Raw genomic sequence first — 12392 nt, forward strand, 5'->3', positions numbered from 1 at the left:
TCTCCGCGTTGTGTGCTGCTGTGCGTTAGTCCATGGAATCCTCCAACCTCCTCCACCCCCGCCGCGGGCGTCACGTGGACGCCCGCGGCGGGGCCGGTGCCGCCGGCTCACCTCCGCCTGACGACGAGGACGCGCTGCAGGATCACGAAGACCAGCAGCAGCACGCCGATGACGATCTTCGTCCACCACGAGCTGAGGGTGCCCTCGAACGTGATGATCGTCTGGATGAGGCCCAGCACGAGCACGCCGAGCACGGACCCGAGCACGAAGCCCGTCCCGCCCGTGAGGAGCGTCCCGCCGATGACGACCGCCGCGATCGCGTCGAGCTCCATGCCGACGCCCGTGAGCGAGTAGCCGGACCGCGAGAACATCGCGAACAGCAGGCCGCCGATGCCGGCGCACGTGCCGCTCACCACGTACACGAGCACCTTCGTGCGCGCGACGGGCAGGCCCATGAGCATCGCCGACTGCTCGCCCCCGCCGATCGCGTAGACGGTGCGGCCGAACTGCGTGTAGTGGAGCACGTAGAACGCGATCGCGACGACGACGAGGGCGATGATGACCGCCGTCGTCAGGCGCCAGCCGTCGCCGATCTCCTGGCTCCAGCCCGCGAGCGCCACGAACGACTCGTTCGTGATCGGGATGGACTGGAGGCTGATGACGTAGCACAGGCCGCGCGCGAGGAACATCGCGGCGAGCGTCGCGATGAACGGCTGGATGTCGAACACGTGGACCATGAGCCCGACGGCGAGCCCCAGCACGGTGCCGATGAGGACCGCGATGACGAGCACCACCGCGACCGGCCACCCGCTCTGGAGGAGCGACGCCGTCGTGATGCCCGACAGCGCCACCACGGCACCCACGGAGAGGTCGATGCCGCCGGTGAGGATGACGAAGGTCATCCCGACCGCGAGCACGATGAGGAACGAGTTGTTGATGAACAGGTTGGAGATGACGCGGGCCGAGAGGAAGTTCTCGTAGCGGCTCCCGCCCACGACGAGCATGAGCGCCAGCACCGCGAACGTGCCGAGGACCGGGAGGTAGCGCCGGTCGAGGCGCACGCGGCTCGTGAGTCGCTCGGTCATGGTCGGTCGGCCTCCGGGGGCGGCGGTCTCGGCGCCCCGGGGGTCGGGCGGAGAGGTCGGGGCAGGGGTCTGCACGGCGGACATCAGGCGCTCACCTCCGCGGCCGCGGCGGCCGTCGGGGCCGCGCGACGTCGTCGGGCGGCGACCAGGTCGCGCACCTTCGGGGACTGCGCGAGGCAGACCGCGATGACGACGATCGCCTTGAACAGGGGCGTGACGGACGGCGAGATGCCGAGCATGGTCACCGTGAGGGTGAGCGTCTGGATGATGAGGACGCCGACCAGGGTGCCGGAGAGCGAGAACTTCCCGCCCGCGAGCGACGTGCCGCCGATGACGACGGCGAGGATCGCGTCGAGCTCGATGAAGAGCCCGGCGTTGTTGGCGTCGGCCGCCATGGTGCTCGAGGAGATCATGAGGCCGGCGAGGCCCGCGAAGAGGGCGCACACCGCGTAGACGGTCCAGATGATGCTGCGCGCCTTGACGCCCGCGAGGCGGCTCGCCTCGGGGTTGATCCCGACGGACTCGATGAGCATGCCGAGCGCGGTGCGGCGGGTGAGGAGCGCGACGGCCGCGAAGACGATCCCCGCGAGCACGACCGCCACGGGGACGCCGAACCAGAACCCGGACCCGATGGACTTGAAGGGTGCGCTGTTGACCGTGGTGATCTGCCCGTTCGTGATGAGCATCGCGACGCCGCGGCCGGCGGTCATGAGCACGAGCGTCGCGATGATGGGCTGGATCCCGAGGACGGAGACGAGGAACCCGTTCCACACGCCGAGGACGAAGGACAGCGCGAGCGCGATCCCCACGGCGACGAGGACGGTCGTCAGGCTGTCCGGCGTGGGCGACGACGCGATGAAGCTCAGCGCGACGGCCCCGGAGATCGCGACCACCGCGCCGACCGACAGGTCGATGCCGCGCGTCGCGATGACGAGGGTCATGCCGAGCGCGACGAGCAGCAGCGGCGCACCGTTCTTCAGCAGGTTGACGAGCGACCCGAAGAGGTGCCCGTCCTGCAGCCGGATGGACAGAAAGCTCGGCCGGTTGACCGTGTTGACCGCCAGCAGCACGACCAGCGCGACGATCGGCCAGAAGAGCCGGTGCTGGACGACGCGCTGCCAGGCGGGTGCCGTGGTGCTCATGACTCCTGCCCTCCGCTCGCGATGAGCTCGACGACGTCCTCGACCGTGACGTCCTCGTCGTTGGTGATCTCCGCGACCTTGACGCGGTCGCGCATGACGGCGATGCGGTGGCTGAGCCGCAGCACCTCCTCGAGCTCGGCCGAGATGAACACGACCGACATGCCCTCGCCCGAGAGCTGGGCGACGAGCTTCTGGATCTCGGCCTTCGCCCCGACGTCGATGCCGCGCGTCGGCTCGTCGAGGATGAGGAGCTTGGGCGCCGTCGCGAGCCAGCGCGCGAGGAGCACCTTCTGCTGGTTGCCGCCCGAGAGGTTCTTGATGAGCGCGTCCGGGTTGGCGGGGCGGATCGCGAGCGCGCTGATGTACTTCTCGACGATCTCGTCGACCTGCTTGCGCGGCAGGCGCCGGGCCCACCCGCGCTCCGCCTGGAGCCCGAGCACGATGTTCTCGCGGATCGTCAGGTCGCCCACGATGCCCTCGGCCTTGCGGTGCTCCGAGGAGAACGCGATCTTGCGCTGCATCGCGCTGCGCGGCGTGCGCAGCCGGGCGAGCGCGCCGCCGATGCGGACCTGGCCGCTGTCCGCGCGGTCCGCGCCCGCGAGCAGGCGGGCGAGCTCGGTGCGGCCCGAGCCGAGGAGGCCCGCGAGCCCGACGACCTCGCCCGGGTAGACGTCGAGGTCGAACGGCTGCACCGAGCCCTTGCGGCCGACGCCGAGCGCCTGGACGAACGGCGTCGCGTCGCGGTCGGCGACCGAGCGCTTGGGCGCCTCCTCGAGCTCCTCGAGCACCTCGAGCGAGGTGCCGATCATCTTGGAGACGAGCTCGAGGCGCGGCAGCTCGGCGGTGACGTACTCGCCGACGAGCTTCCCGTTGCGCAGCACGGTCATGCGGTCGGAGATCTCGTACACCTGCTCGAGGAAGTGCGAGACGAAGAGGATCGCGACGCCCTCGTCGCGCAGGCGCCGCACGACGGCGAACAGCTGGGCGACCTCGTCCGCGTCGAGGCTGGACGTCGGCTCGTCGAGGATGAGCACCTTGCACTCGACGACGAGCGCGCGGCAGATCGCCACGAGCTGCTGCACGGCGAGGGAGTGGCTCGAGAGCGAGGACGCCGGGTCGATGTCGAGGTTGAGACGCGCGAGCATCTCCCCCGCCCGACGGCGCGTGGCCCGCCAGTCGATCGCACCGAGGCGACGCGGCTCGTGGCCGAGCATGATGTTCTCGGCGACCGAGAGGTTCTCGCAGAGGTTGACCTCCTGGTACACCGGCGAGACGCCGGCGGCCTGGGCCTCGCCCGGGCCCGAGAACGTGTGCTCGGCGCCGTCGACGAGGATGCGACCGGAGTCGATCGAGTAGACGCCGGTGAGCGCCTTGATGAGCGTCGACTTGCCGGCGCCGTTCTCGCCCATGAGGGCGTGGACCTCTCCGGGCCGGAGCGTGAGGTCGACTCCGTCGAGCGCCTTGACGCCCGGGAACTCGATCGAGATCCCGGTCATCTCGACGACGGGCCGACCGTCGGGGACGGCGGTAGTCATGGGTGACCTTCCGTGCAGCGGTGGCGACGGGGCTGCCGGGCCCCGGGGCGCCTCAGGACGCCGGCGACGTCGGCAAGCCGGCGGTGGTGCGTCGGCCGCGCGCCGGGGAGACGTGCTCTCCCGGCGCGCGACCCGTCCGTGGTGGCGGGGCCGGTCGGCGTCGACCGCCCCCGCCGGGGCGGTGCGGAGCGGGTGCCCGGGTCGTCCCGGGCGGTCCGCTCGGCGCGCTCGGTGCGCTCAGTACTCGCGCGTCGGGAGCGCCTCGATCGCCTGCTCCTGCGTGAAGGACTCGTCCTTGACGACGATGCGCTTCTCGACCTCCTCGCCCGCGACGACCTTCTTGATGATGTCGGCCAGGTCCGGGCCGAGCAGCGGGTTGCACTCGACGATGAAGTTGATCTTGCCGTCGGCGAGCGCCTGCATGCCGTCCTTGACCGCGTCGACGGTGACGATCTTGATGTCCTCGCCCGGGACGAGACCGGCGGCCTCGATGGCCTCGATGGCGCCGAGGCCCATGTCGTCGTTGTGCGCGTAGACGAGGTCGATGTCGTCGTGCGCCTGGAGGAAGCCCTCCATGACCGTCTTGCCCTCGGCACGCGTGAAGTTGCCGGTCTGGGAGTCGATGATCGTCACGTTGGGGTTGTCCGCCGTGGCGTTCTCGAAGCCGGTCTTGCGGTCGATCGCGGGCGCGGCGCCCGTGGTGCCCTGGAGCTCGACCACGTTGATGGGCTCGGTCGCGAGGTTCTCGGAGACCCAGTCACCGGCCATCTCGCCCTCGAGGACGAAGTCGGAGCCGATGAACGACTCGTAGAGGGTGTCGTCCTCGGAGTCGACCGCGCGGTCGGTGAGGATCACGGGGATGCCGGCCTGCTTGGCCTCCTCGAGCACGGCGTCCCAGCCGGACTCGACGACCGGGGAGAACGCGATGACGTCGACGCCCTGCGCGATGTAGGAGCGGATCGCCTGGATCTGGTTCTCCTGCTTCTGCTGCGCGTCGGAGAACTTGAGGTCGAAGCCGTTCTCGGCCGTGAGCGTGTCCTGGATGGACTTGGTGTTCGCCGCGCGCCAGCCGGACTCGGCGCCGACCTGCGAGAAGCCGACGGAGATCGTGTCGCCGCCACCGCCGCCGTCGCCGCCCGCGTCGTTGCTGCTGCCGTCCGTGCTGCCGCCCCCGCTGCTGCACGCCGCGAGCGCGAGGACCGCCACGCCGGCGAGGACACCCGTCAGACGCGTGCGCGCCTTGGTCGTGCTGAACATGCTCTCCTCCTTGAGATGCGACCCCGGCGCCGTGCCGAGGACCGTCGGTCGTGCCAGCCCCTCATCGGACTGTTGACTCTTGTTGATACATGTTTGCTTGTGTCAATGTCTAGCGGTGTCAGGCCCCCTCCCGCAAGCCCCCACCCGGCGTTCCACATCACCGTTCGGTAACCGTTTCGGTCACCGCTCGGCACTGCGACGTGCCCGTGGTGCGGAGCGAGGCGAAGGGCGAGACCCTGGGCCTGCAGATGTGATCGCTCACACCCTCCCGAGAAACGATGTTAGCGCTCACACTGCTCCAGGGGAAGCCGCCGCCCCGTCACGGTTCGGTCACGGCCGTCAGCCAGGACCGGACCGTGCGGGGACGGCTCCCCCGAGCCTCAGAGGCCCTGCGCGAGGCGGTAGTAGACCTGGTTCCACCGCACCTGGTCGCGGAAGCCCCGACGCGTCGTGCCCTCGTCGATGACCAGGAGCTCCGTGCGCGCGATGTCCGCGAAGACCTCGAACGCGTCGATCCCCGCGGCCGTCGAGAGCACCGTGTGGTGCGCGCCGCCCGCCGTCAGCCAGGCCTCCGCGGACGTCGCGAAGTCCGGCCGCGGCTCCCACACCGCGCGAGCCACGGGCAGGTGCGGCAGCGGCGCGCTCGGCGGGACGACGTCCACGACGTTCGCCGTGAGCCGGAAGCGGTCGCGCATGTCCGCGAGGGACACGACGACGCCGACGCCCGGGTCGGCGTCGAACACCATGCGGACCGGGTCCTCCTTGCCACCGATGCCGAGCGGGTGGATCTCGACCCGGGGCTTCGACGTCGTGAGCGACGGGCAGATCTCGAGCATGTGGGCGCCGAGGATCTTCTCGCTCCCGGGCGTGAGGTCGTAGGTGTAGTCCTCCATGAGCGACGCGCCGCCGGGCAGCCCTGCGCCCATGACCTTCGCGGCGCGCACGAGCACGGCCGTCTTCCAGTCGCCCTCGGCCCCGAACCCGTAGCCCTTGGACATGAGGCGCTGCACGGCGATGCCGGGGAGCTGGCGCAGGTCGCCCAGGTCCTCGAAGTTCGTCGTGAACGCCTTGGCGCCCACGGACTCGAGGAACGTCTCGAGCGCGATCTCCTGCCGGGCGGCATACCGCAGCGAGGCGTGCCGGTCGCCGTCCTTGCGCAGCTCGGGGACCACGTCGTAGAGGTCCTCGTACTCCGCGACGAGCGCGTCGACATCGGCCTCGGAGACCTCCTCGACCGCGCGCACGAGGTCGTTCACTCCCCACGTGTTCACGCTCACACCGAACCGGAGCTCCGCCTCGGTCTTGTCGCCCTCCGTCACCGCGACGTTGCGCATGTTGTCGCCGAAGCGCGCGAGGCGCAGCTCGTGCGTCGCCGCCCACCCGGCGGCACCGCGCACCCACGAGCCGACGCGCGCCGTCACGGCCGGGTTCGAGACGTGCCCGACGACCGTCGTGCGCGCCACCCCGAGCCGCGTCGCGACGTACGCGTACTCGCGGTCGCCGTGCGCGGCCTGGTTGAGGTTCATGAAGTCGAAGTCGATCGTGTCCCACGGCAGCTCGACGTTCGCCTGCGTGTGCAGGTGCAGGAGCGGCTTGCGGAGCTGGTCGAGACCACCGATCCACATCTTCGCGGGGCTGAACGTGTGCATCCACGTCACGACGCCGAGCACGCGGTCGTCGGCGTTGGCGTCGAGCATCGCGCGGCGGATCGCGCCGGCGTCTTTGAGGACGGGCTTCCAGACGACGGTGGCCGGGACGTCCGGCGACGCGTCGAGGGCGCGCGCGACCTCCTGCGACTGCTCGGCGACCTGCCGCAGCGTCTCCTCTCCGTACAGGTCCTGGCTACCGGTGAGGAACCAGATCTCGCGGTCCGCGTAGGGCTTGCTCATGTCGGTCCATCTCTCGTGTCGTGGGCGAGGGCCGCACCGCTGCGGTCCTGTCCCGATGGTCGTGCTCCGTGTCGTGCCGGGTGCGCCGCCGGGCCCGGACGACCGGGTCGGGGCGGCCCGCCGGTCAGCGCGCGGGCTGCTGCCCGTAGACGTGCTGGTAGCGCGCGTAGAGCGCGTCGACGTCGTCCTGCGCGATGCGCGTGGGCTCGCCGAGCTGGCGGCTGACGTGCACGGTGCGGGCGACCTCCTCGCACATGACGGCCGCCTTGACCGCCGCGCGCGCGTCCTTGCCGATGGTGAACGGGCCGTGGTTGCGCATGAGGACCGCGGGGCTGCGCGACTCGCGCAGCGTCTCGACGATGCCGCGCCCGATCGAGTCGTCCCCGATGAGCGCGAACGGCCCCACGGGGATGTCGCCCCCGAACTCGTCGGCCATCATCGTCAGGACGCACGGCACCGGCTCGCCGCGCGCGGCCCAGGCCGTCGCGTAGGTCGAGTGCGTGTGCACCACCCCGCCCACCTCGGGCAGGTGGCGGTACACGTACGCGTGCGCCGCCGTGTCCGACGACGGCGACCGGTCGCCCTCGACGAGGGCCCCGTCGAGGTCGCACACGACCATCGCGCCGGGGGTGATGTCGTCGTACGCGACGCCCGACGGCTTGATGACGAGCAGGTCGCCCGCGCCGTCGGGACGCGTGGCGTCCCGGACGCGCTCGGACACGTTGCCCGCCGTCCACACGACGAGCTCCCAACGGGGCAGCTCGGCGTGCAGCGCGGCGACGCGCTCCTTGGCGGCGTCGACGGCGTCGCGCAGGTGCGCGGGCACCGCCGGGACGACGGGGCGCGCGGCCGTCCCGTCCGGGGCGGGGGTGGGCGTGCTCATGCGAGGTCCTCTCCATCGGTACGGGTGGGCAGCGCTGTCACCGCGGCGCGTTCCACGGCGAGGCCGGCCGCGTACCGCTCGAGGTACGCGGCGAAGCCGGCGACGTCCGCGGGGTCGGGCTCGACCGTCACGGTCTCGGCCGTCGCGAAGACGTGCTCGCGCAGGTACGCACCGAGGTCGAGGGCGGCGGCACCGTCCGTCGAGCCGGACGCGGCGCCCGACGACGCCCGGTCGCGCGCGTAGCCCGCGAGGACCGCGATGCCCCATGCACCGCCCTCGCCCGCCGTGCGCCCGACGCTCACCGGCGCGCCGATCGCGGCGGCGAGCAGCCGCTGCGCGACGCCCGCGGTACGGAACATCCCGCCGTGGGCGAGCATCCCGTCGATCCGGACGCCCTCCCCCGCGAGCACGCGCATCCCGAGCGCGAGGGTCCCGAACGCGCCGTACACCTGCGCCCGCGCGAAGTTGGCGAGCGTCAGGCGGCTGCCGGGCGTGCGGACGACGAGGGGCCGCCCCTCGTCGAGCCCGGTGATCGGCTCCCCGGCCAGGTAGTTGTACGCGAGCAGCCCGCCGCCGTCGGCGTCGCCGTCGAGCGCGGCGCGGAACAGCGCGCCGAAGACGTCGTCCGGGTTCGCGGTGCTGCCGACGGCCGCGGCGAGCTCGCCGAGCAGGCCGGCCCACGCGTCGAGCTCGCTCGCGCCGTTGTTGCAGTGGACCATCGCGACGAGGTCGCCCGCCGGCGTCGTGACGAGGTCGAGCTCGTGGTGCACGGCGGCGAGCGGACCCTCGAGCACGACCATCGCGAAGATGCTCGTGCCCGCGCTGACGTTGCCCGTGCGCGGCGCGACGGCGTTCGTCGCGACCATGCCCGTGCCCGCGTCGCCCTCGGGCGGGCACAGCAGGACGCCGGGCTCCAACGACCCGGTGGGGTCGAGCCAGGCCGCGCCCTCGGCGGTCAGACGCCCGGCGTCCTCGCCCGCGACGAGGACGTCCGGCAGCAGCTCGGCGAGCTTCGGCCCGGCCCGGTGCGTCGCGGCGCGCTCGTCCACGAGCGCGAGGAGCGCGTGGTCGTAGTCACGCGTCGCCGGGTCGACCGGGAACATGCCGGACGCGTCGCCGACGCCGAGCACGTGACGGCCCGTGAGGCGCCGGTGCACGTACCCGGCGAGCGTCGTGAGCGACGCGACGCGCGCCGCGTGGGGCTCGGCGTCGAGGATCGCCTGGTACCAGTGCGCGACCGACCAGCGCAGCGGGACGTTGTACCCGAGCAGCCCGGTGAGCTCGGCGGCGGCCGGCCCGGTCGACGTGTTGCGCCACGTGCGGAACGGGACGAGCAGCTCGCCGTCGGTGTCGAACGCGAGGTAGCCGTGCATCATCGCGGAGACGCCGAGCGCCCCGTACGTCGTGGGACGCACGCCGTACCGCTCCTCGACGTCGGCCACGAGGCGCGCGTAGCACTCGCGCAGCCCGGTCTCGACGGCGTCGAGCGGGTAGGTCCACGTGCCGTCCTCGAACCGGTTCTCCCACGCATGGCTCCCGCTCGCGAGCGGCGTGCCGTCGCCGTCCACGAGGCACGCCTTGATCCGCGTCGACCCGAGCTCGATCCCGAGCGCGGTGTCCCCCGCCACGACGGCCGCCCGTCGGCGCCCGACCTCGTCCTGCTGCACCATTGCTGCTTCTCCTCGTCGCGGCGTCGCGCCTCGGTCGTTGAGTGTCCCTCGAATGTTAGCGCTCACAACCGGCGAGGCCAACTCCCCTCCGCGCGCCCGCCGGGAGGGGCACGCGGTCAGTCGCGCGGCGTGCCCGTGCTCTCGCGCACCATGAGCTCGGGCGGGATCGAGACGGGGCGGACCGTGGCGCCCGCCAGCGCGTCGATCATCATCCCCATGCACCGGCGCCCCAAGGACCCGAACGGCTGACGCACCGTCGTCAGCGGCGGGATGAAGTGGCCCGCCCCCGCGACGTCGTCGAACCCGACCACCGAGACGTCCGCCGGCACCCGCACGCCCTGCTCCCAGAACGCGCGCAGCAGGCCGAGCGCGAGCTGGTCGTTGCCCGCGAACACCGCCGTCGGGCCGTCGCCCGCGCGGACCGCGGCCGCGAGCTCGCGCCCGACGGCGTACCCACGGTCCGACGACCAGTCGCCCCGCACCGGCTCGGGCACCGGGGCGTCGTGCTCCTCGAGCGCGGCGCGCCACCCCGTCTCGCGCTCGCGCGCGTCGAACCAGTCGAGCGGCCCCGACAGGTGGAGGACCGTGCGGTGGCCGAGCCCGAGCAGGTGCTCCGTCGCGACCCGGGCACCCAGCCGCTGGTCCACGGCGATGGAGAGGATCGCCCCGGGCGCGCCGAGCGCCCCGGCCCCGGGGCGCACGACGTCGGTCGCCTCGCCGTCCGCGGGCAGGTCGCGCGCGGCGATCATGATGACGGGGACGGGCGCGCGGAACGAGTCCACCGCCGCCGCGACGTCCGTCTGCGGCGCGATGACCACGATGCCCTCGACGCCCTGGTCCATGAAGTGCTCGAGCACGCGGTGCATCGTGTCGGCGTCGTAGCGCCGGATCGTCGCGACGCTCACGAAGTAGCCCTGCTCGCGCGCGGCCTCCTCGACCGCGATGAGGGTCGACGTCGGCCCGTACAGCGCGGAGCCGGTGGTGACCACGCCGATCGTGCCCGAGCGCATCGTGACGAGCGCGCGCGCCGCGCTGTTGCGGCGGTAGCCGAGGGTCGCGATCGCGTCGAGGACGCGGTCGCGGGTCTCGGGTCGCACGCTCGGGTGGTCGTTGAGCACGCGGGACACCGTCTGGTGCGAGACGCCGGCGAGCCGCGCGACGTCCGACATCGCGGGCGGGCGCGTGCGGGGCGACGGCCCGTCGCTCACGACCCGGCCCCCTCGGTCCCCGCGCGCGGCGCCGGGGCGTCCGCGAGCGCCGCCGCGAGCTCGGACGAACGGTCGCGCGCGGCCTCGAGCGCGTCGAGGAACGCCGCGCGCACCCCGCCCGCGTCGAGACGGCGCAGGGCCGCGACCGTCGTGCCGCCCGGCGACGAGACGCGCTCGCGCGCGATCGCCGGGTGCTCGCCCGTCTCGCGCAGCATCGTGGCCGCGCCGTGCACGGTCGCGGTCGCGAGCTCGAGCGCCGTCGCGCGCGTGAGGCCGAGCAGCACCCCCGCCTCGGCGAGCGCGTCGATGACGTAGAAGACGTAGGCGGGCCCGGAGCCGGAGAGCGCGCCGACGGCGTCCTGGTCCTTCTCCGCGACGCGCACGACGAGGCCCGTCGCGGCGAGCAGCCGCTCGACGAGCGCGACGTCGTCGTCGTCCGCGGCGCTGCCGCCGCTCACGGCGCTCACGCCGGCGCCGACGACGGACGGCGTGTTCGGCATGACCCGCACGACGGCGGTGCCCGCGGGCAGCCGCTCCTCGTAGAAGGAGGTCGGGAGGCCGACGACGACGCTCACGACGACCGCCCCCGCGCCCACCGCGTCGTGGACCTCGGCGAGCAGCGCGCCGACGTCCTTCGGCTTCACGGCGACGACGACGACCCCGGCGCCGCGCACGGCCTCGACGTTGTCGCGCGACGTCCGGACGCCGTGGCGCGCGGCGAGCTCCTCGGCGCGCTCGGGCCGGCGGACCGTCGCGACGACGTCGTCGGGACGCCACCCCGACGCGAGCGCACCCGCGAGGACGGTCTCGCCCATGACGCCCGTGCCGAGGACGGCGAGCCGGGGCGCGGGCGGGGTCGGCAGGTCGGTCATGGACGATCAGCTCCCGGTGGTCGGTGAAGGGCATTCTCGCGCACCCGGAGGGTGCGGGCCGTCGCGGGGGCGCCGCGGCTCAGAGCGGGAAGGCGGCGTAGACGTCGGCCACGACGTCGGCGGGCCCCGTCGCCTGGAGGACGGCCGTGTCGTTGCGCCACGTGACGGTGGCCCGGCCGTCGCCCGCGTCGGTCACGGCGTACCGGCCCGCGACCTCCCCGGCGACCTCGACGTCGCCCTCGTCCGTGGGGGTGCCCGCTGCGGCGACGAGGTCGTCCGCGGCGGCCTCCGCCTCCGCGGACGTCGGCCACTGGCCCGCGACGACGGTGACCCGGGTCGCGTCGTCCCCCTCGCCGTCGGCGTACTCGAGCTGGTACGCCTCGAGGGCGCGCGCGGCGGTCCACGCGTCCGTCGCCGAGTCGCTGCGCAGCACGAGGTCGAGCACGGAGTCCGGGAGCGCCTGCGCGAACGCGGTCGTGCCGGTGCGTGCCACGGGCTCGAGCGTCGGCGTCGGCGGGTCGGCGGTGACGGTGACCGTCGGCTCGGGGTCCGCCCCGGCGTCCGAGCGGGCGAAACCCGGCCACACCCAGGCGAGGAGCGCCAGCACGAGGCCCACGACGACCAGGAGGCCGACCAGCACGACGAGCCGTCGGCGCCGGTACACCGCCGCCGACGGGGGGCGGGAGTGCCGCCGGTCCCGCGCGCCCGTCGCGTCGACGGGGCGGCGGGGACCCGACGGACCCGCCGCGCCCGCCCTCGCCCCTGGGCGCGCCGGGGTGGCGGCCCGTCCTGGCGTGCCCCCGCCGGGCGGCTGGCTCATCGCGCGCACCTCTCTGCTCTGGGTGGTCCTC

The 12392-nt window shown here is 73.2% G+C and carries 10 protein-coding genes; all 10 read right to left on the reverse strand.

Going from position 1 to position 12392, the window contains the following annotated elements:
• Positions 1-107 precede the first annotated feature (107 nt).
• The gene (yjfF, locus tag ACZ4MO_RS10425; protein WP_074809335.1) at positions 108-1085 is read right to left on the reverse strand and encodes a galactofuranose ABC transporter, permease protein YjfF; all 978 of its coding nucleotides are present in this window, start codon (positions 1083-1085) and stop codon (positions 108-110) included.
• An 83-nt stretch (positions 1086-1168) separates the two neighbouring features.
• Positions 1169-2227: an ABC transporter permease gene (locus tag ACZ4MO_RS10430; RefSeq protein WP_108048306.1), complete on the reverse strand. Its 1059-nt coding sequence runs from the start codon at positions 2225-2227 to the stop codon at positions 1169-1171.
• A complete protein-coding gene (locus ACZ4MO_RS10435; RefSeq protein ID WP_175007726.1) occupies positions 2224-3762 on the reverse strand; it encodes an ATP-binding cassette domain-containing protein in 1539 nt (512 codons plus the stop codon). The genes ACZ4MO_RS10430 and ACZ4MO_RS10435 overlap by 4 nt, the downstream gene beginning before the upstream one ends.
• 237 nt (positions 3763-3999) lie before the next feature.
• Positions 4000-5019 (reverse strand): ABC transporter substrate-binding protein, encoded by a 1020-nt coding sequence (locus ACZ4MO_RS10440; protein WP_031315144.1) that lies wholly within the window; start codon positions 5017-5019, stop codon positions 4000-4002.
• Positions 5020-5399: 380 nt separating this feature from the next.
• Positions 5400-6908, reverse strand: coding sequence for an L-arabinose isomerase (gene araA / locus ACZ4MO_RS10445; protein WP_175007725.1), 1509 nt, complete (start codon positions 6906-6908; stop codon positions 5400-5402).
• A 124-nt stretch (positions 6909-7032) separates the two neighbouring features.
• The gene (locus ACZ4MO_RS10450; protein ID WP_175007724.1) at positions 7033-7791 is read right to left on the reverse strand and encodes an L-ribulose-5-phosphate 4-epimerase; all 759 of its coding nucleotides are present in this window, start codon (positions 7789-7791) and stop codon (positions 7033-7035) included.
• Entirely contained in the window at positions 7788-9461 is a 1674-nt protein-coding gene (locus tag ACZ4MO_RS10455) for an FGGY-family carbohydrate kinase (RefSeq protein ID WP_175007723.1), read from the reverse strand. Before ACZ4MO_RS10455 ends, ACZ4MO_RS10450 begins: the two co-directional genes overlap by 4 nt.
• Positions 9462-9577: 116 nt before the next feature.
• Positions 9578-10669 (reverse strand): LacI family DNA-binding transcriptional regulator, encoded by a 1092-nt coding sequence (locus ACZ4MO_RS10460; protein WP_342779523.1) that lies wholly within the window; start codon positions 10667-10669, stop codon positions 9578-9580.
• A complete protein-coding gene (gene proC, locus ACZ4MO_RS10465; RefSeq protein WP_175007722.1) occupies positions 10666-11541 on the reverse strand; it encodes a pyrroline-5-carboxylate reductase in 876 nt (291 codons plus the stop codon). The genes ACZ4MO_RS10460 and proC overlap by 4 nt, the downstream gene beginning before the upstream one ends.
• Before the next feature lie 79 nt (positions 11542-11620).
• Positions 11621-12361 (reverse strand): hypothetical protein, encoded by a 741-nt coding sequence (locus ACZ4MO_RS10470; protein WP_186810330.1) that lies wholly within the window; start codon positions 12359-12361, stop codon positions 11621-11623.
• Positions 12362-12392 lie beyond the last annotated feature (31 nt).

This window comes from Sphaerisporangium cinnabarinum (assembly GCF_055567015.1).